The organism is Phormidium tenue FACHB-1052, assembly GCF_014696675.1.
Taxonomy (GTDB): domain Bacteria; phylum Cyanobacteriota; class Cyanobacteriia; order Phormidesmidales; family Phormidesmidaceae; genus Nodosilinea; species Nodosilinea tenuis_A.
Genome location: NZ_JACJQN010000003.1, coordinates 26423 through 48255, shown reverse-complemented (window position 1 = coordinate 48255; position 21833 = coordinate 26423). Strand labels below are relative to the sequence as shown.

The 21833-nt window shown below is 58.8% G+C and carries 11 protein-coding genes and 1 pseudogene; 5 read left to right on the top strand and 7 right to left on the bottom strand.

Features of this window, described 5'->3' with window-relative positions:
• Positions 1–33: 33 nt before the first annotated feature.
• Positions 34–201: a hypothetical protein gene (locus H6G07_RS06225; RefSeq protein WP_171972972.1), complete on the bottom strand. Its 168-nt coding sequence runs from the start codon at positions 199–201 to the stop codon at positions 34–36.
• A gap of 143 nt (positions 202–344) precedes the next feature.
• Complete coding sequence (locus tag H6G07_RS06220) at positions 345–545, bottom strand: hypothetical protein (RefSeq protein ID WP_073607529.1); 201 nt, start codon at positions 543–545, stop codon at positions 345–347.
• Positions 546–1042: 497 nt separating this feature from the next.
• On the opposite strand from H6G07_RS06220, the gene H6G07_RS06215 reads away from it, so the two are divergent.
• Complete coding sequence (locus H6G07_RS06215; protein ID WP_216277854.1) at positions 1043–2521, top strand: NarK family nitrate/nitrite MFS transporter; 1479 nt, start codon at positions 1043–1045, stop codon at positions 2519–2521.
• Between the two features lie 49 nt (positions 2522–2570).
• Positions 2571–3925 (top strand): annotated as a pseudogene (locus tag H6G07_RS27020) (chloride channel protein).
• A gap of 168 nt (positions 3926–4093) precedes the next feature.
• On the opposite strand, the gene H6G07_RS06205 reads toward H6G07_RS27020, so the two are convergent.
• The 4 genes from H6G07_RS06205 to H6G07_RS06190 form a co-directional block, all read right to left on the bottom strand.
• Positions 4094–4765 carry a glutathione S-transferase family protein gene (locus H6G07_RS06205; RefSeq protein WP_073607528.1) on the bottom strand — a complete coding sequence of 224 codons (672 nt, stop codon included), beginning with the start codon at positions 4763–4765 and terminating at the stop codon, positions 4094–4096.
• 114 nt (positions 4766–4879) lie between these two features.
• On the bottom strand, positions 4880–5179 hold the full coding sequence (locus H6G07_RS06200) for a DUF3240 family protein (RefSeq protein ID WP_073607743.1): 300 nt from the start codon (positions 5177–5179) through the stop codon (positions 4880–4882).
• A 91-nt stretch (positions 5180–5270) separates the two neighbouring features.
• Positions 5271–7163, bottom strand: a complete 1893-nt coding sequence (gene ftsH / locus H6G07_RS06195; protein WP_073607527.1) for an ATP-dependent zinc metalloprotease FtsH — start codon at positions 7161–7163, stop codon at positions 5271–5273.
• 662 nt (positions 7164–7825) lie between these two features.
• Complete coding sequence (locus H6G07_RS06190; protein WP_073607526.1) at positions 7826–8611, bottom strand: transglutaminase-like domain-containing protein; 786 nt, start codon at positions 8609–8611, stop codon at positions 7826–7828.
• 304 nt (positions 8612–8915) lie between these two features.
• Between H6G07_RS06190 and H6G07_RS06185 the strand changes: the two genes are divergently transcribed.
• The gene (locus H6G07_RS06185) at positions 8916–12026 is read left to right on the top strand and encodes an ATP-binding protein (protein ID WP_073607525.1); all 3111 of its coding nucleotides are present in this window, start codon (positions 8916–8918) and stop codon (positions 12024–12026) included.
• A gap of 355 nt (positions 12027–12381) precedes the next feature.
• Complete coding sequence (locus tag H6G07_RS06180; protein WP_073607524.1) at positions 12382–18267, top strand: EAL domain-containing protein; 5886 nt, start codon at positions 12382–12384, stop codon at positions 18265–18267.
• A 140-nt stretch (positions 18268–18407) separates the two neighbouring features.
• Here H6G07_RS06180 and shc read toward each other — a convergent pair whose 3' ends face one another.
• Positions 18408–20378, bottom strand: coding sequence for a squalene--hopene cyclase (gene shc, locus H6G07_RS06175; protein ID WP_073607523.1), 1971 nt, complete (start codon positions 20376–20378; stop codon positions 18408–18410).
• Between the two features lie 184 nt (positions 20379–20562).
• Here shc and H6G07_RS06170 point away from each other — a divergent pair, with 184 nt between their 5' ends.
• Complete coding sequence (locus tag H6G07_RS06170) at positions 20563–21732, top strand: glycosyltransferase (protein ID WP_073607522.1); 1170 nt, start codon at positions 20563–20565, stop codon at positions 21730–21732.
• Positions 21733–21833 lie beyond the last annotated feature (101 nt).

Below are 21833 nucleotides of genomic sequence, written 5' to 3'. Positions count from 1 at the left end.
CGCTTTAGGCAATGTGCACAATTAGGGCGATCGCTAATCGCGCTGGTCGCGGTTGTAGTTAATTAGTTCGCCGATGGTGACCATGCCATCACCATTGCGATCGGCGGCAAGGTCGTTGAGGTGGGTCTGACCGGCATGGGCTGCCGAAACCATGGCTAGGGTGGACAGCACAATCATCAAACCAGATAGGTAGCGTTTCATAGGGTTCTCCTTAGCAAAGGGGTTAGCTTTGCTTGCTTGTGGTCTACGGCTTCTATAGTGCCGAGGCCAGCTGAGAGCCAAATAAATGTCGCCTAAAATACTCTTAGTGCCGCCTGAGAAAGAAATTAAACGGCTTTCACTGGCTAGTCTTTTTGCCCTAAACCCTGCCAGAGCACAGCTTCGCTGGGTATTACCAAACTTTGGCCTGAGGTCTCGGCCTGCTCGATCGCAACCAGGGTCGTGGCGGTGCCGACAAAGACAGACGCCGCGAGGACGGCGGCCACGGTGGTAAGCACCTCTAAACGGTGAAGGGCGATCGCAGCTTGAGGATCTTGAAATCTCATCAGAGGGCACGGCAAGGAAATTATTTGATCTAATTCTACTGTTTTTGCCGTCTTTTGTATCTGAATATACAGAAAAATATCGGAAGTCTTTCTTTGGAGTCGTTCTGCGCGGTTGCAATAACTGCATTGCGGCAGCGCGGAAAAGCCATCAGCGCGGGTGTTTTGTAAGCACTTACACAGAGCATCTATAGGTTCACGATTAATCTTTGCCTATGAAAAAGATTTATTTGTCGGCAACCCTTTTCTCGGTGATTTCAGCTTGCTGAGCTTAGGCTTGCCCGCGTTTAAGTTTTTCCAATGCCGACGAAAGTTCCCAGCTTTTTTACCCGTTAGCGCGTTTGTGAATAGATCTTTGGCCATGGGGCTGAGTCTGCGATCGCGCTCGTTTGCCGCTGACTCAATGCGGTCAAATCGGGTTTCTGGGGCAATCATCTATCTGGAGTTAAGTAGTTATGGCTGGATTGTGGTCCTTTAGCGGCAGGTACAAAATCCTGCACATGACGTGGTTCGCATTCTTTTTGACCTTTGTGGTTTGGTTTAACTTTGCGCCCTTGGCTACGGCCATCAAGGCCGACCTGGGGCTGAGCGACCCACAAATGCGCACCATCGCCATCTGCAACGTGGCGCTGACGGTGCCCGCCCGCATCATCGTCGGCATGGTGCTCGATCGCTTTGGGCCACGCATCACCTACTCCTGTCTGCTGATCTATACGGCGATTCCCTGCCTGGCCTTTGCCCTGGCTCAAACCTTTGAGCAGATGGTCTACTCCCGCCTGGCGCTGAGCATTGTCGGCTGCGGCTTTGTGATCGGCATTCGCATGGTAGCCGAGTGGTTTGAAGACAACGAAATTGGCCTGGCCGAGGGCATCTACGGCGGCTGGGGCAACTTTGGCTCGGCAGGGGCGGCTTTTACGCTACCGTCGATTGCGGCGGCGCTGGGCTTTTTAACCGCTGGCCAGGTGAACTGGCGACTGGCGATCGCCCTCACGGGCATCGCCGCTGCCTGCTATGGCGTGGTCTACTACTTCAATGTCACCGATACGCCGCCGGGCAAGGTCTACCAACGCCCCTCCAGCAGCGCCGGGATGGAAGTCACCAGCCAGCGCGATTTTTGGCTTTTGCTAGCGACGAATATTCCGTTGGTGGGGGTGCTGGGACTGATTGCCTGGCGTCTGACCAAGGTTGACTTTATTGGCAGTCAGGCGCTGGTGGTAATTGGGGTGCTTTTAGTTGGGCTGTACCTGTTTCAGGCTTACAACATTTGGCAGGCCAACAAGCCCTTGATGACCGGTGCAAAGCGCTACCCTCCCGAAGCACGCTACAAGTTTTCCCAGGTGTTTAACCTTGAAATGGCCTATGTGGCCTGCTTTGGCTCTGAGCTAGCGGTAGTGTCGATGCTGCCCACCTACTTTGAGCGCGGCTTTGGGCTCACCGTCGCCGTCGCTGGTGCGGTCGCTGGCATGTACGCCTTTATGAACCTGGTAGCGAGACCGGGCGGCGGTTTGATTTCCGACAAACTGGGCAGCCGCAAGCTGACTCTGGTGGTGACCATCGCCGGTACGGGCGTGGGCTACCTGCTGTTCAGCATGTTTGGTCAGGGCGTGCCAATCCTCTTTGTGGTGCTGATGACCATGGTGGCGTCGTTCTTTGTGATGGCCGCTGAGGGGGCCACCTTTGCCATTGTGCCGCTGGTGAAACCCCGCATTACGGGGCAGATTGCGGGCAACGTAGGAGCCTATGGCAACGTCGGGGCAGTGGTCTATCTGACGGTGTACAGCCTTTTGCCCCAGGGGGTGGCGGGCGACAAGCTGTTCTTTCAGATGCTGGGCTGTGTGGCACTGATCGTCGCCTTTTTGAATGCCTTCACCCTAAAGGAGGTGGTCGGCTCCCACGCCGAGCAGGGAGTACCGATGCCCGCAGGCGTGCCGGTGGAGCAGGGCGATTTCCCTCTAGGGACGCTGCGCGATCGCCTGTAGTTTCTACGAAGGAAAATCGCACCCCGTCCCATATTCGTGAGGTCAGGCCATGACGACATCTATGAATTTTGAGGGCGCGACTGCTGAAGAAACCGCCCCCCGCGACCTCGACTACGCCCAAACCATGCTGGCTGCCGCCGCCATCGGCATTGTCGGTGGCATGGTGGCTACCACGTACTACCTGGTGCTAGAGGGGTTTATGCACCTGGTGTGGCACACCCTGCCCGATCAGCTTGAACCCTTTTTTACCGAGAGCTTCCCCGCCACCAACTACGTGTGGATTGTGGCCAGCGTGGGCGGTCTGCTGGTGGGGCTGACGTTGTATCTGATGGGCCTGCCCGGTGAGGTTTCCTTTGTAGTCGAGAAGGTGCATGACCCCGGTCGTATTGACATCAAGCAGAGTCCGGCAATGGTGGTGGCCTCGCTGTTTTCGATAGTGGCGGGGGGCAGTGCCGGGCCAGAGGCTCCGCTGGTGCAGGTCAACGGCAGCGTTGGCGGCTGGATGGCCCAAAAGCTGGGGTTAACGCTGCGCACCACGCGGATCTTCACCTTTTGCGGCATGGCGGCGGCGCTGGGAGCTTTCTTTGGCGCACCCCTGGGCGGGGCGCTGTTCGCGCTAGAAATTCCCCATCGGCGGGGGCTAGAGTATTACGAGGCGCTGATTCCGGCGACTCTGGCGGCGATTCTCAGCTTTGTGGTATTTCGCCTGACCACAGGGCTTTCCATCGGCGGCATGTATCATTTCACCTCGATACCACCGCTGACGCTGATCAATTTGGCGGAGGGGGCGGTGTTGGGGGCGATCGGGGCGGCGGTAGCGGCGCTGTTTGTGCTGGTGTTTCGCGCGGTGGGCTGGCTGACGCGCCCTCTGGAGCACCGCACGATTTTGCTAGCTACCCTGGGGGCCTTTCCATTGGTCTAATTGCCCTGGTGTTTCCCCAAACTTTGTTCTTTGGCGAGCGCGAAATCGAAACCATTATTGAAACCGGCTCGACCTTTGGCATTACCATGCTGCTGCTGATTGGCCTGGCGAAGATGCTGGCGATTAGCTGCACGCTGCACTCAGGGTTTCGCGGTGGGTTTATCTTTCCGCTGTTTTACATCGGGGCGGCGGTGGGGCTGGCGATCGCCCTCGGCTTTCCGCAGGTGCACCCCACCATTGGCATGGTCTGCATGATGGCGGCGGTGAATGTGGCAATCACCAAAACCCCGATCAGCACCACCGTCATTCTCAGCGTGCTGTCGGATACGGCGATGGTGCCGGTGATTGTGATCGCCAGCCTGACCAGCTTTTTGCTGACGATTAATTTGAATATGATCAAGACCCAGCGGGCTCGCCCTTTGGCTGACGGGGGCGATCGCGATCCAGAGAGGGCCGCGCCGCAGCTCCAGCCCCAGACATGACCGGCTAGCTGTAGGGGCTAGTTCGCTAGTTCAAAGAAGCAATAAGTTCCTCAAATCTCGACTCAACTGGAGTCGAATCCCTTTCATAAATGCCCGATCAGCCTTGAGCGAGCCGTTGCAAGCCAGGACGCCATAGGGTCGGCAATTCTCAGGATGCTCGTGCCGATCTCAGCTCAACAGCTCATACTTACCGCCCCGGTTCAGCGCATTTTGGTAGGCAGGGCGGGCATGGATGCGCTCTAGGAAGGCCATGAGTTTAGGCCGACTGGCATTTAGCCCCGCCCGCGTCGCGGCGGCTTCGAGCGGGAAGCTGATCTGAATATCGGCGGCGGTGAAGTCTGCCCCGGCAAACCAGGGGCTTTTGCCCAGCTCTGCCTCCATAAAATCGAGGTGCTGGGTGATCTGGGGGAGAATGAACGAGTCTTTGACCCGGCCAACGATGCCTCGGGCAATCGGCTTGGCAAAGAAGGGCATCGGGCTTTGCTCAATGCGATCGAAGATCAGCTTGAGCAGCAGCGGCGGCATGGCTGACCCCTCGGCGTAGTGCAGCCAGTAGGTGTAGCGCAGTCGCTCTGGGCTGCCCAGGGGGGGGATCAGCCGCCCATCCCCGTAGCGATCGACCAAATATTCGACGATCGCCCCCGACTCGGCCAGGGTCAAGTCGCCATCGGTGAGCACTGGCGATTTGCCCAGCGGATGCACCTGCCGCAGCGAGTCTGGGGCCAGCATGGTCTTTGGGTCACGCTCGTAGCGCTTCACATCGTAGGGCAGGCCCAGTTCTTCGAGCAGCCAGAGCACCCGCTGCGATCGCGAGTTATTTAAGTGGTGGACGGTAATCATTATGCTCTCCTGGGGTGAATCCTCAAGCCATCGTATCTAGGCCCTTGATTTTAGCGACCTGTCTATTTATAGCTAAGCCAGCGATCGCTCTGCTAAGCGCTACAAAACTGGTTTTCAATCAAACAAACCCTCGACGGTCTGGCGAAAGACAATCAGGGCGTGGGTCTCTTGATAGGGCTTTAGCTCGTCTAGCAGCTGGTCAGAAAGAGCCGAGCTGACGATGGTTTTGATTTCGATATTGGTGTTGTAGCCCGCAATATCGCCCATGCGTCTGCCGTGGCTGCCCGCCCCTTTGGCCGGCACAATCGTGTAACCCGACACCTCAAGTTGACTGAGCAGGTGAATCAGGCGCTCTTGCAGAACCGCCTCGCCAATCATGGTGACGAGGGTGCCTTTGGCTAGAGAAGATGACATAGAGACCTCCAAGGAATTGATCAAAAAGCTAAAAAAAGACTTGAGCATGCTGGTCGGTTGGAGAGAGCAACCGTGGCCTCCAATCGACGAATCAGTGGGGCACGAAGCCGTTGGCCTCGACCGGAGTGGCCTGCACCTGGTCGAGCAGATGGTGCAGGGTTTGGCCTTCGATCGCCTCAGTTTCCAGCAGTTGCAGGGTGATTGTCTCCATCAGCTCGCGGTTGTGACGAATCACCGCCAAGGCCTGCTGGTGGGCGGTTTCGACAATGGCTTTGACCTCGCGATCGATCGCCTGGGCGGTTTCTTCGCTGATCGGGCGGCGGCCACTGGCCATGCCCCCGTCGAGAAACATCGGGCGCGCCCCCTGCTGGTAGGCCAATGGCCCCAGCACCTGGCTCATGCCAAAGGCCGTGACCATTTGCTCCGCCAGATCGGTGGCCCGCTGTAAATCGTTAGAGGCCCCAGTGGTAATGCTGTTAAAGACAATTTCCTCCGCCGATCGCCCCCCCAGCAGCGTGGCAATCTGTCCCCGCAATTCCGCTTCATCCATCAAAAAGCGGTCTTCAGTGGGCAACTGTAGGGTGTAGCCCAGGGCCGCCATCCCCCGCGACACAATGGAGATTTTTTCGACCTTGCCGCTGCCCGGCATGAGGGAACCCACCAAGGCGTGGCCGACCTCGTGGTAAGCAACGATCTTTTTCTCTTTGTCGTTGAGCACCCGGCTTTTTTTCTCTAGCCCCGCGACGACGCGCTCGATCGCCTCGGCAAAGTCGGTCTGGGCGACCGCGTCACGATAGTTGCGGGCGGCCAGCAATGCCGCTTCGTTGACCAGGTTGGCCAGGTCGGCTCCAGCAAAGCCGGGGGTGCGGGTGGCGATCGCCTTCAAATCCACATCATCCCCCAGCTTCACCGTCTGGGCGTGGATATTGAGAATGGCCTCGCGCCCCGATAGGGCGGGGCGATCGACTAGCACCTGCCGATCAAACCGACCGGGGCGCAACAGCGCCGGGTCAAGGATCTCAGGCCGGTTGGTGGCCGCCAGCACAATCACCGTGGCATCCTCGGCGGCAAAGCCGTCCATCTCAGAGAGCAATTGATTCAGGGTCTGTTCGCGCTCATCGTTGCCGCCGTACATGCCGTTGCTGCTGCGCGACTTGCCGATCGCATCCAATTCATCGATAAACACAATGCAGGGGGCCTGTTGCTTCGCCTGCTCAAACAGGTCGCGCACCCGCGATGAGCCCACCCCCACAAACATTTCCACAAACTCAGAGCCCGAGATGCTAAAGAAGGGCACCCCCGCCTCGCCAGCAACGGCCTTGGCTAGCAGCGTCTTGCCCGTGCCTGGTGGCCCCACCAGCAGCACCCCCTTGGGAATGCGCGCCCCAATCTGGGTATAGCGTCCCGGCGTTTTGAGAAAGTCGACGATCTCTACCAGCTCGGTTTTGGCCTCGTCTACCCCGGCCACATCGGCAAAGGTGATTTTGGCGGCTTCGCCTTCGACGTAGACCTTGGCCTTGCTCTTGCCGATCGACAGCATGCCCTGGGGGCCACCGCCACCGCTGCCCCGACGGATAAAGAACTGCCAAATACCGACAAAAATCAGCGGCGGAATTACCCAGCTCAACAGGCTGCCCACCCAGCGATTTTTGGAGGGCGGCGTGGCGGCAAACTCGACGCCGTTGTCTTGCAGAGTGGTCGGCAGGCTCAGATCAAAAATTGGGGTGGTGGTGAAGACTTGCCCGGTCTCCTCCTCACCCCCGGGCTTGAGCTGGTACTGAATCTGGTTTTGGCCCACCTGCACCCGCGCTACCTCACCCTCCTGCACCTGGTGAATAAACAGGCTGTAGGGCACCCCCGGAATCTGCGGCCCCAGCAGGGCGGGCAAGATAAAGCTGGCCGCCAAAAACACGACGCCCACAATCAGAAAAATATTGTTGAAGAGCCGAAATTTAGGTTGAGTCGGCTTATCTTTAATCGGCATTGGTATGATTTATCCGTATCAATGGAGAACGTTTTTGAAATCGTGATGGGATGGTTGATTAAAGGATTGAGTTGATGACGTACGACACCAATCTTTAATCGTCAAAAAAAATCTCATCGCCCCAGAGGTTTGAGCAATGAGAAGGTGTGTGCAAGGGTTGTCAGCCGCGTACTATCGGCCTGAATAGTGAGCGACAGGGCCGTCAGAAAGTCAGCGATCGCCGATTGCCCCATTCACTATTTTGCCTGAAGGATTGTCAGCTCTGGCGATCGCAACTTTTCTCGCAACGAAGCATCCACCAAAATAAGAACCCTTTAGCCTGACCAGGCTTAATCGTATTTTTTAGGCTCTTTTTTAGGCTTTTTAGTGCCGTCAGCATCGGCCTTGGGCTTCTTGACTTCTTTATTGCCTTTCTTTTCCTTACCCATGGTTGTACCCCTTTAAGGATCTGCAAAAAATATCTGTTGTTATCAGCAGATTGGCCCAATAGCACTACTCATCGGTTCTAGATGGTGGGCCAACCATCGGCACCGTTCTGGAGTTCTTAATCGTTAAAGCTTTATAGGCATGCCGATTGGCGAGCCTCGCAACGGGTAGCGCTGTCGCTAAGATTACTTCCATTGTAGTGGGGATTGGTCAGCCTTGACCGATTGACCGTCAATCTACAGGTCTGACGGGTTGACCCAAACCGCCATTTCGGTCAAATTTAGCGGCCCATACTGGGTGGCCAGCGCTACGTCAGCAGCATCGCGACCGTAGGCAATGACAATGCGGTTGCCCTTGGGGGTGGTTTGGGTGGCGTCAAAGGTATACCAGCGATCGCCTACGTAGGCCTCAAACCAGGCGTGCAGATCCATCGGCTCGAGCTGGTGCAGATAGCCCACCACCATGCGGGCCGGAATCGTCAAACTGCGGCACAGAGCCAGGCCCAAATGCACAAAATCGCGGCACACCCCCACGCGATGCTTTTCGGTTTCGATCGCCGAGGTCGAGGCATCGCTGGTGTCATAGCGGTACTCAATGTGGGTGTGAATCCAGTGGCGAATCGCCTCGACCTGGTTGTAGCCGGGGGCGCTGTCGGCCACGATGTCGTGGGCTAAATCGGCCATCAGGTCAGACTGGCAGTAGCGGCTGGGCAACAAAAACTGAAGCGCATAGTCGGGCAGGTTTTGCACGGGCACAAACTCGGCACCAAACTGCACATCAATGGCGTCGGCGACCTCGACGGTAGAGGTGCTGCGCACCCGCAGCCGCCCGACCGGGGCGAGCAGCCGTTGACCCAGGTTGCCGTAGCTATCGACGTAGTTGATCACGGGCACATTGGGTTCGAGCTCTAGGTTGTCTTGAATCATGTGCTGGGCGGCCCCACCGCGCGGGCGCAGCATGAGGATGAGTGGCGAAGGCTCAGTGGTCTCGAACAAAAGCTCACATCCGGCGGTTAGTCGCATCAGATTTTCCGGTAGCAGTGCAGTACAGGGCAGTTTGACGCCAGCGAAGGGCTTAGGATCGGGCGATCGCTGGCGGGCTAGCCATAGAGTATGGAGAAGTTTTCCCGTTCTGGCCCACCGGCCCACCGGTTATTCTCTGCATATTCTGGCGAAATCGAGCAGGTATTTAGTTTAGGCTGAGCCGCACGGGAGTGCAGTTGTTACCCTAAATTCAAGCACCCTTAATTCGCTCAGTGGGAGAGTAAGCGCTATTAAACTACAGGCCAGGTTCCGCTCCCAAATCTCTAGTCTCCGTGCTCGCCTAGTGTTGCTGGTGCTTCTGGCCGTAATTCCAGCATTGGGGCTGATTCTCTATACGGCAGCGGTGCAGCGTCGCACTGCCGCCGTAGAGGCGCAGGAAAATTTGTTGCGGCTAACTAAATTTGCGGCGGCCCACCAGCGGCAGACCAGTGAAGGGGCTCGGCAAATGCTGATCGCGCTTTCCCAAATACCTGACCTGCGCGAGGGCGATGCAGAGGCCTGTAATCAGCTCTTGGCCAATTTGCTCGAACAGTACAGAACCTATGTGGCCTTGGCCGTTGCCAACCAGGCAGGCTACACCATCTGTAGTACATCCACGCCAACTCAGCCGGTATATATTGGCGATCGCCCGTACTTTCAGCTCGCCCGCGACACCCGCGACTTTGCCATTGGCAACTATCAGATTGGGCGGATTACAAAACAGGCCGACCTTAGTTTTGGCTATCCCATTCTAGATGCTACTGGGCAGGTGAAGGCGGTGGTAATGGCCGCGCTCGATTTGACCTGGCTCGATCAGCTGGCCGCCACCGTGAACCTGCCGCCGGGTGCAATCATGACTATCACCGATCGCAACGGAACTGTGCTGGGGCGCTACCCAACTTCCTCAAGCTGGGTGGGTGTATCGCTGCCAGATTCGCCCGTGACCCAAATCATGCTGGAGCAACGAGAGGGTACGGCAGTGGCCCGAGGTCTCGATGGCGTCGAGCGGCTCTACGGGTTTACAACCCTAGGCGATAGCGCCGCCGATCAGGCGGTACATATTCGCATTGGGGTGCCCAAAAGCCTTGTTGTGGCCGAAAGCAACCGGCTGCTGGCGCAAAACCTGTTTGCTCTAGCCGGGGTAACGGCGCTAGCCCTGGCCGCCGCCTGGGTTGGAGGCGATGTTTTTCTGACGCGCAAGATCAAGTCTCTGGTGCAGACCGCTCACCAGCTTCAGCAGGGCAACCTGGGGACTCGCACCGAGCTGTCTTACCAGTTTGGGGAGCTGGGGCAGCTGGCGCGGGCGTTTGATGAGATGGCCACAGCCCTTGAGGCGCGAGAACAGGCGATCGCGGCGCTCAACCAAGACCTGCAAACCCTCTTTGAGGTGATTCCGATTGGGGTTTTAATGGCTCAAGACGCCGAGTTTAGGCAGGTTAGAGCTAACCCGGCCTTTGCCCAAATTTTAGGGCTTGACCCCAAGGAAAATGTGTCTTACACCCCCGTTGAGACCCCACCGCCACCCTACAAACTCTTTAGAGAAGACCGCGAACTCGCCCCCAACGAATTTCCTCTGCGCTACGCGGCAATTCACAACACAGAAGTCAAAGGCACTGAAGTCGACATTGTGCGAGGCGACGGCAGCCGGTTTAGTCTATTCGGCTATGCCAAACCCCTGCTCAATCCCCAGGGTCAGGTGCGGGGGTCGGTGGCGGCTTTTTTAGACATTAGCGATCGCAAACAGGCCGAACTTGAACGAGAACAACTCCTGCATCAGCTAGAGGCCAGTCTGGGCCAGCTTGAAGCCGTCATCAACAGCATGACCGAGGGCCTGGCCATCGCCGACCCCGAGGGCCGCATTGTGACGTTTAACCCCACGGCGCTGACCCTGTATGGCTACGACAGCGTCGAGCAGGTGCAGCAGACCCTGCCCGAGTTTGCAGACCTATTTGAGACCCGAGATTTGCAGGGCTGCCCCATTCCCCCAGAGGATTGGCCGATGGCCAGGGCGTTGCAGGGTGAAACCTTTGGCGATTATGAAATTCGGGTGCATCGTCGCGATACCGGCAAGACCTGGATTGGCAGCCACAACGGCACCCCAGTGCAGGATAAGCAAGGCCGCATCATTTTGGCGATTGTCACCGTACGCGACATCACGGCCCAGCGTCAGGCCCAGGTTGAGCTAACCCGCAGCCTGGCCGCCGAGCAAGCCGCTCGGGCCGAGGCGGAGGCGGCCAACCAGATCAAAGACGAGTTTCTGGCGGTGCTCTCCCACGAGCTGAGGTCGCCGCTTAACCCCATCTTGGGCTGGTCAAAAATTCTCCAGCAGCAGCGGCACGACCTGGCCACCCAAACCCGTGCCCTCCAGACCATTGAGCGCAACGCCAAGCTGCAAACCCAGCTGATTGACGACCTGCTCGACATCTCAAAAATTTTGCAGGGTAAACTCAGCCTGGAGGCCGCACCGGTTAATCTGCAATTTGTCATTGAGGCTGCCCTGGAAACGGTGCGGCTAGCGGCTGAAGCTAAAGCGATCGCCATTCAGGTTGACTATAGTCAAGGGGCGCATGTCTTTGGAGATGCCGGTCGCCTACAGCAAGTGGTTGGGAATTTGCTCTCTAACGCGGTGAAGTTTACCCCTAGCGGGGGACGGGTGGCCGTCACCCTACAGCGTGCATCGGCTGCGAGTGCTGAATCTGGCCCCTCAGAAACCCCGACCCCACTTCAGAACTATGCTCAAATTACGGTCACCGATACTGGCAAGGGCCTGACTGACGAGGTGCGGCCCTATATTTTCGAGCGCTTTCGTCAGGCCGATAGCAAAACGACTCGCCAGTTTGGTGGGCTGGGGCTGGGGCTAGCGATCGTGCGTCAGCTGGTCGAACTGCACGGCGGCACTGTGCAGGCCGAAAGCCCCGGCGACGCGCAGGGAGCTACCTTTAGGGTGAAATTGCCGCTGCTGACGACCGGCAGCCGACCGGCGCATCACCCTCGACCTGAGCCCCTGGAGTCCAGCGCTGCACCCCTCACGGGAATTCGAGTTTTAGCGGTGGACGATGACGCCGATTCGCGCGAGATATTGACCTTTATTTTGGAGCAGGCCGGAGCCGTCGTTACAGCCACCGCCTCTGCGGTAGAAGCGCTGCAAGCCCTCAGTCAATCGGCGTTTGACGTGCTGATCAGCGACATTGGCATGCCCGATATGGATGGCTACATGCTGCTACAGCACATCACCGCTCAGGCCGAGTCAGGTGAGCAGGCTGCGGCTTACCCTTGGCCCAAGGCGATCGCCCTGACGGCCTATGCCGGAGAAATCAATCAGCAAAAAGCCCTAGCAGTCGGATTTCAGCGCCACTTTAGCAAGCCGGTGGAGCCCGCTGCATTGGTGGCGGCGATCGCTAGCCTAATGGATTGACGAACCGCTGAAGCAAAAGCAGGAAAACAGAAAAGCGAAACCTAAATGCCCAACAAGTGTGAATCGTGACATTTCGGGCTGTCCTCACCCCAGGCTTCTGTGGCTATAGCACTCTTCAAAGACTTTCGCTAGAGTTGGTTTGAAACAACCATTTCTCGTTCTCGATTGCCCAGCACAAGTAGGGGTTTCAATAAGTAGTCAACATTACAGACCTTATCTAGATAGAGTGGATTAAGCGCGATCGCCTTGGCGGTGGGCTGAGGTCGGGGTGCAGTTAAGCTCTGCCCTACCCCGCACCATCTCGCGGTAGACAAGACCGGGAAGACTAGGAAGAGCATTCAATTTGACTCATCCGATGATTGAGCTGCCTGGATACCAACGCTTAGATCAGCTGCACGTCGGGGTGAAGAGCCTGGTTTACCGTGGGCGGCGGCTGGCCGATGGCCAGACGGTGGTGATCAAGGTGTTGCGCAGCGAGCGGCCAACGCCCGACGAGCTGATGCAGTTTCGGCATCAGTTTGCGATCGCCTGCAGCCTGCATGCGCCCAATATTGTGCAGCCCTACGAGCTATTGCCCTACCACCAGAGCTACGCGCTGATTTTAGAAGACTTCGGCGGCATCTCCCTCAAGCAGTGGATGGATCACCGCCGGGACGAGGGCAAGGGCGAACTGGAGCTGCTGGAGTTTTTCGAAATTGCCCAGCAGCTTACCGCCATTCTGAAGCATCTCAACGACCAGGGCATCATTCACAAAGACATTAAACCCAGCAATCTGCTGATTCATCCCGAAACCCGGCAGGTGAAGCTGACCGACTTTAGCCTCGCCTCTCGCCTGCCGCGCGAGGCGATTTTAGGACAGCGCCACAGCATGTTAGAGGGTACCCTGGCCTACATTTCGCCCGAGCAGACCGGGCGCATCAATCGCGGCGTCGACTACCGCACCGACTACTACTCCCTCGGCATCACCCTCTACGAACTGCTGACCGGACAGGTGCCCTTCACCGCCGACACGCTGATGGGCTTGGTGTATTGCCATATCGCTAAAGCGCCGCCGCCGATCGCGAGCGTAAACCCAAGCGTACCAGCGGTGGTGGCGGCCATAGTTAGCCGGTTGATGGCCAAAAATCCGGAGGATCGCTACCAGAGCGCGGTAGGCCTACACCACGACCTCGAACGGTGCCGCCACCAGCTAGAGCAGACGGGGCAGATTGTTGCCTTTGCGCTCGGGCAGCGCGATCGCAGCCGTCGCTTTTTAATTCCCGAAAAGCTCTATGGCCGGGAGGAAGCGGTGGCGGCGGTGCTGGCCGCCTTTGAGCGTGTCAGCACCGCTGAAGCGATCGGCAGCGAGCTAGTGCTGGTCGCAGGCTACTCGGGGGTGGGCAAAACAGCGGTGGTCAATGAAGTGCAGCGGCCAATCGCCCGCCAGCAGGGCTACTTCATTCGGGGCAAGTTTGATCAGTTTAAGCGCAACACTCCCTTTGCGGGCTTCTTTACCGCCCTGCAAGCCCTGGTGCAGCAGTTGCTCAGCGAATCTGAGGCACAGCTCCAGGCCTGGCGCGCCGACATTTTGGCTGCCCTAGGCCCCAACGGCCAGCTGCTGATTGACGTCATTCCTGAGCTAGAGCAGATCATTGGGCCTCAACCCCCCGTGGTAGAACTCCCCGGCCAGGCGGCGCAGCATCGCTTTAACCGGCTATTTCAAAACTTTGTTCAGGTGTTCGCCGCACCCCAGCACCCTCTAGTGGTGTTTTTAGACGACTTGCAGTGGGCCGATCTGGCCTCGCTCCAGCTAATGAATCTGCTGATCGGCGATCTTCAGTGCCCTCACCTGCTGCTGATTGGGGCCTACCGCGACAACGAGGTCAGCCCGGCCCACCCGCTGATGCTGACCCTAGACACCCTGCGCCAGGGCGGGGCCACCATCAACACCATTACCCTAGAGCCGCTGTCGGCCCTGAGCATCAACCAGCTGGTGGCCGATACCCTGGTCTGCCCAGTGCGGCTGGCCCAGCCTCTGGCCAATTTGGTCTACCAAAAGACCGGCGGCAACCCGTTTTTTGCTACCCAGTTTTTGCGGGTTCTGCACCAGGAGGGCACCATCGTCTTTGACCCGGCGCAGGGAGCCTGGCAGTGCGATCTGGGGCAGGCCCGCCGCGCGGCCATCAACGAGGATGTGGTGGTGTTTATGGCCCAGCAGCTGCAAAAGCTGGGGCCGTCTACCCAGGCCATGCTGAAGCTAGCGGCCTGCATTGGCAACCCGTTTAATTTGGGGACGCTGGCGCTGGTGTCGGAGCAGCCCGAAACGGACGTGGCGATCGCCCTCTGGAGCGCCCTAGAACTGGGCCTAGTGCTGCCCCAAAGCGAGCTGTATACCCTGCTGGAGCCTGAGGGGAATCTAGAGCCAGCCCTGCTGCCCTTAGACAGGCCAGAGCTGAGCTACCGATTTTTGCACGATCGCATTCAGCAGGCCGCCTATTCGCTGATTCCGGCTGACCAGCGCTCCCAGACCCATCTCACCATCGGTCGGCTGCTCTGGCACAAATCGTCCCCAGCCCAGCGCGACGAGCAGCTATTTACCATCGTCAACCACCTCAACGAGGGGCAAGCGCTGCTGATCGCCCTCGCCGAGCGGGAACAGCTAGCCCAGCTCAATTTGCAGGCGGGTCGCCGGGCCAAAATGGCCACCGCTTACCCAGCCGCGCTCGACTATTTACGCCAGGGCATTGCCCTGCTGCCAGTCAATTCCTGGGGGCAGCAGTACGACCTGACCCTGGCTTTGCACCAAGAGATTACCGAAGTCGCCTACCTCTGCACCGATTTCGAGCAGATGGAGCAGTGGGCTGACGTCGCCATTCGCCACGCCCACAACCTGCTCGATCAGCTGCCCGTCTATGAAGTGCGGCTGCTGGCTGACCGAGCCCAGGGCAATTACCTGGCTGCGGTGCGCACCGGGCTACAGGTACTGCGCATTTTGGACGTTGATTTTGCAGAACAGCCCACTCCAGCTGAGGTGCAGCAGGCCCTGGCTGATGCGCGCCAGCTCTGGGCCGGGCAAGACCCCCTCAGCCTGCTGGCCCTGCCCAAGATGGCGGCGGGCCAGCATCTGGCGGCCATGCAGATTATGACCAAGCTCACCGCCCCGACCTACCGGGCGCTACCGGCCCTAATGCCCCTGCTGATGGCCAAGCAGGTCGAGTTTTCCATTCGCTATGGCAACAGCCCGATCTCGATTTTTGCCTACGCGGGCTACGGCATGGCGCTATGCGGCATGGGCAACATTGACGCGGGCTATGGGTTTGGTCAGCTGGCGCTGGGGTTGCTAAAGCAGCTAGGGGCCACCGCCTGCGAGAGCCGGGCCGGGTATCTGGTGCACAACTTCATCTGCCACTGGCGTGACCCCCTGCGGCAAAGCCTGCCCGCCTTTGTGCAGGCCTACCAGAGTGGGCTAGCAACGGGCGATCTGGAATGTGTTGTGCTCAACGCCCAGGCCTATGGCCACTATGCCTATTTTGCCGGGCAGCCCCTGGAGGATTTGGCGGCGGAGATGGCCGCCTACCGCCAAACCCTGCGTCAGCTCAAGCAGGTGTCGCTGAAGTGTTTAGAAATTGTGCAGCAGACGGTGCTCAACTTGCTGGGGGAAGGGGATCCCTGGTGCTTGAGTGGGTCGGTATACGATGCGGAAGCGTCGGTGCGGTTTCACCTAGAGCACGGCGATCGCACCTCCCTGTTCCACTACCACTTCAACCAGACGGTGCTCTACTACCTGTTTGGGCAGATTGAGTCGGCGGCCCAGGAGTCCGAGCAGGTAGCCGCTTATCTGGACGGAGGGCGGGCTCAGTTTCCCTTTGCTCTCTACGCCTTCTACGACGCCCTGATTCAGCTAGCGCTCTGTAATCAGACCGCTGATGACCAGCCCGCCCGGTGGCAGTGCATTCAGCAGCAGCAGGAAAAGCTGACCCAGTGGGCCGACTCTGCCCCCAGCAACCACCGCCACCGCTGGCAGCTGGTTGAGGCTGAAATTGCCCGAGTCGAAGGGCGCTACCTAGAGGCGATGGAGGCCTACGATGGGGCGATCGCCACCGCCAAAACCCATGGGTTTATTCAGGATGAAGGGCTAGCGAACGAATTGGCGGCTCGGTTTTACCTGGCCTGGGGGCGAGCCAACCTAGCCCAGCCCTACCTGCGTGCGGCCTACCACGCCTACGCCCACTGGGGGGCAAAGGCCAAAACTCAGCAGCTCGAAGCCCTCTACCCCGAGGCGTTGCAGGCGACGGCGGGGCTGCCCACGCCGGGGGTGCTCAGCGCCAGCGATGAGATCAGCAGTTGCACTAGCGATACCGCCGCCCTTGATTTGGCCGCCGTGGTTCAGGCGTCCCAAGCTATTTCCCAGGAGCTACGGCCCGATCAGCTGATCGTCACCCTGATGCAGCTGGTGCTAGAAAATGCCGGGGCCGAGCGCGGGGCCTTGATTTTGCGCCAGGCCGACCAGCTTGTGGTGGTGGCCCAGTGCCTCAGCGGCGAAACCTGCCGGGTGGATCTGGTGCCCCTGCAAACCAGCCGTCGCCTGCCGGTGAGCCTGATTCACTTTGTCGATCGCACCGCTGCCCCTCTGGTGGTTGACGACATGCGAGTCGAGCCGCGCTTTGCCGCCGACCCTTACCTGGTGCACCATTCACCCAAATCGGTGTTGGGGCTGCCGCTCATTCAAAAAAACCAGGCGATGGGCGTGCTCTACCTGGAAAATAGTCTGACCACGGGAGCGTTCACCCGCGATCGCATCCAGGTGTTAGACATTCTCTGTGCCCAGGCCGCGATTTCCTTTGAGAATGCCAATCTCTACCAAAACCTGGAGCTGAGCAACCGCACGCTACAGCAGTCGCTCGAGAATTTGCAAAAAACCCAGGCGCAGCTGATCCAGGCCACCGATAAGCTCCAGCACGACGCCCTCTACGATGGCCTCACCAACCTGCCCAACCGTGCCTGCTTCCTCAATCTGCTCAACCACGCTATTCAGATGAGCGCCCAACACCCCAAGCGGCTCTACGCGGTGCTGTTTATGGATCTCGATCGGTTCAAAAACATCAACGACAGCCTGGGCCATTTGGTCGGCGACGAGTTTCTCAAGCTGGCCAGTCAACGGCTGCAACACTGTGTAGGTGCCGCCGATGTGGTAGCGCGGTTTGGCGGCGACGAATTTGCCATCTTGCTCGAAGATTTGCCGCACCCTGACGATGCCCTGGCGATCGCCCAGCGCATTCAAGACCAGTTTTCGCTGGCCTTTCGGGTGAGCGATTACGAGGTCTTTTCCACCGCCAGCACGGGCATTACCTACAGCACCCTCAACTATCAGGTGGCCACCCACGTGCTGCGCGATGCCGACATTGCCCTTTACCAAGCCAAAGCCAAGGGCAGAAACCAGTACGTGGTGTTTGACCCCGCTATGCAAACCCAGATCACCCAGCGGCTCCAGCTAGAGAGCGATCTGCGGCGAGCCATTGAGGCCCAAGAATTTTGTCTCCACTACCAGCCGATCATTTCTCTGGCTACCGGTCAGGTGCGCGGATTTGAAGCCCTAGTGCGCTGGCAACACCCCACCCGAGGGCTAATTTCTCCCCTAGAGTTTATCCCGGTGGCCGAAGAAACCGGGCTGATTGGCCCCATCGGCTGGTGGGTGTTAAAAACCGCCTGTCAGCAGCTCAAGCATTGGCAGGCGGCATCCCATGCGGTGCCGCTAACCATGAATGTCAACCTGTCCGCCATGCAGCTGAAGCAGCCTGAGCTGATCGAGCGTCTTGGGGCGGTGCTCCAGGCCACCCAAATTCCCCGCCATTGTCTCAAATTAGAGATTACCGAAAGCTGCATCCTCGACACCTTCACCTCCGAGGCTCAGTCGCTCAAGCACCTCAAGGCTCTGGGCGTGCGGCTCTGCATCGACGACTTTGGCACGGGCTACTCGTCCCTCAGCCGCCTGCATGAATTTCCCATCGACACCCTCAAAATTGACCGCTCCTTTGTGCAACGCCTGAGCCCTGTAGGGCCAGACCCCCAAACCTCCCTGGAGACGGTGCAGATGATTCTCACCCTGGCCCACAGCCTGGGTATGGACGTGGTTGCTGAGGGTATTGAAACCGCCGCCGAACTCGACATTCTCAAAGCTCTGGGTTGTGAGTCTGGCCAAGGCTATTGGTTTGCTCCGCCCCTGGCTACGGCGTCTGCGGCACAGTGGTTGCACCTCGGCTGAGGGAGGGTAGTAGTTTGCCAAGCTAGAGGTGACCGGTTAGAAGGGGTTCAAGGTTCAGGGTTTCAGGTGCAAGGCAGACCGTGAACCCGACACCCGATACCCTGAACCCTGGCTGTTAGAGCCTGTCACAATCAGCTTGGTCAAGACTTGGGGGCATAGTTAAGGTGATAGCGGCCTAGGGCCATTAGCGGAAAATGGTGGCGGTAAAGGTGATAGCGAATATAGAAATGGCGGGGAAAGCCGGTGCCGGTAAACTCCTGCTCGTCCCACGTGCCCTCAGGGGTCTGAGTTTGAATCAAGTAGCGAATGCCTTTGTGAATGGCCGACTCGGCGGCGGCACTAGAACTATCGGCGTCGATTAACCCCAGCAGCGCCCAGGCCGTTTGAGAGGGTGTGCTCGGCCCCTGGCCCTTGAGAGCGGGGTCATCGTAGCTGCGGCAGGTTTCGCCCCAGCCGCCGTCGGGGTTTTGGCAGCTAATCAGCCAATTGACTCCGCGCGCGATCGCCCCCTGACCCTGTTCTGGCGCAAGTAACGCCAGGGCCGATAGCGCCCCGCTGGTGCCGTAGAGGTAGTTGACACCCCAGCGGCCAAACCAGCTGCCGTCGGCCTCCTGTTCGTTGAGCAGAAAGGCTAGGCCTCGTTCGAGCCGCTGGGCGGTGAGGTCGCTGGCGTAACGGCTGGCAAGGTTGGGTTCACGGCAGAGGCGACCGTGCATCTCCAGCACTCGGGCGGTAATGTCGGCGGTGCTGGGATCGATCATGGCCTTGAGGTCGCCGTAGGGAACGGCGTTGATCCAATCCTGATCGTTGTCGATGTCGAAAGCGGCCCAGCCCCCGGTTTTACACTGCATGGTGGCTACCCAGCGCACGGCGCGGGCGATCGCCTCGCGCTTCAGCGCCTCATCGGGCAGGGTGACGTCTTGCAGGGCCATGGCGACCACCGCTGTGTCGTCCACATCGGGGTAGAAGCGGTTCTCAAACTCAAAGGCCCAGCCCCCCGGCTTGCCCTGGGGATTTTTGACGATCCAGTCGCCGTAGTCGAGAATTTGCTTTTCCAGCAGCCATTCGCCCGCCCGCACCAGGCTGGGATGGTCGGGGGCGAGGCCCGAGTCGGTGAGCGATCGCATTCCCAGGGCCGTGTCCCACACGGGGGAGACGCAGGCCTGCACCCAGTAGGTGTCGTCAGTCTCCACAGCAAAGTTGTCGATCGCCCGCAGGCCGCGCCGCACCACTGGGTCATCCTTGTCGTAGCCGAGGCAGCGCAGAGCCAGCATCGAATTCAGCATGGCGGGGATGATGCCGCCCCAGTCGCCCGTGGCTTCCTGCCGTTCTAGAATCCACTGCTCGGCTTTGCGAAGGCCCTCGTCGCGAAAAGGGGTGAAGTTGATGGATTCTGCAAACTTAAACGCGCCATCCAGCCAAACAAAAATATCGCTCCAGTCGCCAGCTTTGGGCAGTTCCCAGCGCACGTTGGCGATGCCCTCAGCGTAGAGTTCGTCCACAGAAACGGCGGGCTCAAGTTTGTAGACCGGCTTTTGGTCAAAGACGACCAGCAGCGGCACGGTGCTGCCCCGCGCCCAGCTCGACAGTTCGTAGATGGTGAAGGGCGAGGGTGATTCTAAGAGCATCACCCAGGCGGGCAGCGAGGGCAGGCCCCGCCAGTCGTAGCAGCCGATCAGGGCCAGGTGCAGCTTGGTAAAAATGCGCGTTTTGCTGATGCCGCCGCGCTTGAGAATAAAATCTTTTGCCTTTAGCAGGGCCGGATCGCTGGCGGGCACGCCCAGCACCCGCAGCGCCGTATAGGCTTCGACGGAGGTGCTGAGGTCGCCGCCGTCGCCGTAGAACAGTTCCCACCCGCCGTGGTCGCGCTGATGCGATCGCAAATAGTGCTCCGCCTTGGCTAGGGGGCGATCGCCATCGGTGCCCCAAATCTTGTGCAGCAGAATGATTTCGGTGGTAATGGTGACGTTAGACTCGAGTTCGGCCCACCAGTAGCCGTCGGGGTGCTGTAGGGCCAGCAGGTAGTTTTGCGCGGCAGCGATTCTCCCAGGGATCGCGTCGCGAATCGCCGAATCAAGCCCGGTTAGCTGCTGCGGTTCTTGCGTCTGCATTCACACCCCTCACGTTAGAAATCTGCGGTCAAAACGCTATGGTCACTGGGGCAGCATAATGCAAATGCTTCCATCAAGGAAAGGTAGCTGACGTGGACGGCATGGGCTATGACCGAATTCGGCGACAGGTCCACGTTTAGCAACTGATTTATGATGCGGAAGACCAATTGTGTACATAAAGCCGATGGCAATCTTAGCGTTGAGCTTGACGAGTCTGGCGCTCCTGATTTGGATTGGGATGCTGCTGTTTTGGGGTCAGTTTTGGCGCGCTGACCAGCGGCTTGATGGTGATCTGGTGTCACTGGCTGCTTGGCCCACGATCGCGGTGGTGATTCCAGCCCGCAACGAGGCGGAGCTGATTGGGGTGGCGGTGCGATCGCACCTCGCACAAACCTACCCCGGCAGCCTGCAAATCGTGTTGGTGGATGACCAGAGTTCCGACGGCACGGCGGCGGTAGCGCGGGAAAGTGCGATTGCGGTAAACCAATGCGATCGCCTCACGGTGCTTGCGGGTGCAGCCCTGCCCGCTGGTTGGGCTGGCAAGCTTTGGGCGATGGAACAGGGGTTTCGCTACCTGGCGTCGCAGCCTACCCCACCCGACTACGTGCTGTTTACCGATGCTGACATTGAGCACGATGCTGCCAGTCTGCAACAGCTGGTGACAAAAGCCGAATGCGATCGGCTCGACCTAGTGTCGCTGATGGTGCAGCTCCGCTGTGAGAGCTTCTGGGAACGGCTGCTGATTCCGGCGTTTATCTTCTTTTTTCAGCTGCTCTACCCCTTCCCCTGGGTGAACAATCCTCAGAAACAGACCGCAGCGGCAGCGGGAGGTTGTGCCCTGATCCGCTTCAGCGCCCTTCAGCAGATCAACGGGCTTCAGTCCATTCGCCAGGCGCTGATTGACGACTGCGCTCTGGGGGCGGCGGTCAAGGCCAACGGCCCCATCTGGCTTGGCCTCAGCACCACTATCCACAGCTTGCGCCCCTACCCCAATCTGCACAGCATCTGGACGATGATCACGCGCAGCGCCTACACCCAGCTCAACTACTCTCCATGGCTGCTGATTGGTACGGTCTTTGGCATGCTGTTGGTCTATCTGGTCGCTCCTCTAGGGGCAATTTTGGGAGTGATTTGGGGTGACCCCGCTCTAGCTCTGACGGGATTGGCGGGGTGGCTGCTGATGGCTCTAGCCTACTGGCCAACGCTAAAACTCTATGGCGGCCAGCGATCGCTGGCGCTGGCGCTGCCGTTGATTGCGCTGCTCTACACGTTGATGACCTTGGATTCAGCACGGCGGCACTGGGCTGGGCAGGGCGGGGCTTGGAAGGGGCGGGTTTATAGCGATCTAGGGTAGGGGTTAGCCTCGGTAGTGCATGAAGGGCGATGATCGAAACTACTTTCGTCTTGAGAGTGCTAGCTCGGCAGTATAGACGTTGACAACAACCATCTTTAAAT

What these genes read in the sequence shown, in the direction of transcription:
- shc (WP_073607523.1), bottom strand. Translation starts at nt 20,378, where the DNA reads ATGCAGACGCAAGAACCGCAGCAGCTAACCGGGCTTGATTCGGCGATT.
- H6G07_RS06215 (WP_216277854.1), top strand. Translation starts at nt 1,043, where the DNA reads ATGACGTGGTTCGCATTCTTTTTGACCTTTGTGGTTTGGTTTAACTTT.
- ftsH (WP_073607527.1), bottom strand. Translation starts at nt 7,163, where the DNA reads ATGCCGATTAAAGATAAGCCGACTCAACCTAAATTTCGGCTCTTCAAC.
- H6G07_RS06170 (WP_073607522.1), top strand. Translation starts at nt 20,563, where the DNA reads ATGGCAATCTTAGCGTTGAGCTTGACGAGTCTGGCGCTCCTGATTTGG.
- H6G07_RS06180 (WP_073607524.1), top strand. Translation starts at nt 12,382, where the DNA reads ATGATTGAGCTGCCTGGATACCAACGCTTAGATCAGCTGCACGTCGGG.
- H6G07_RS06200 (WP_073607743.1), bottom strand. Translation starts at nt 5,179, where the DNA reads ATGTCATCTTCTCTAGCCAAAGGCACCCTCGTCACCATGATTGGCGAG.
- H6G07_RS06205 (WP_073607528.1), bottom strand. Translation starts at nt 4,765, where the DNA reads ATGATTACCGTCCACCACTTAAATAACTCGCGATCGCAGCGGGTGCTC.
- H6G07_RS06220 (WP_073607529.1), bottom strand. Translation starts at nt 545, where the DNA reads ATGAGATTTCAAGATCCTCAAGCTGCGATCGCCCTTCACCGTTTAGAG.
- H6G07_RS06190 (WP_073607526.1), bottom strand. Translation starts at nt 8,611, where the DNA reads ATGCGACTAACCGCCGGATGTGAGCTTTTGTTCGAGACCACTGAGCCT.
- H6G07_RS06225 (WP_171972972.1), bottom strand. Translation starts at nt 201, where the DNA reads ATGAAACGCTACCTATCTGGTTTGATGATTGTGCTGTCCACCCTAGCC.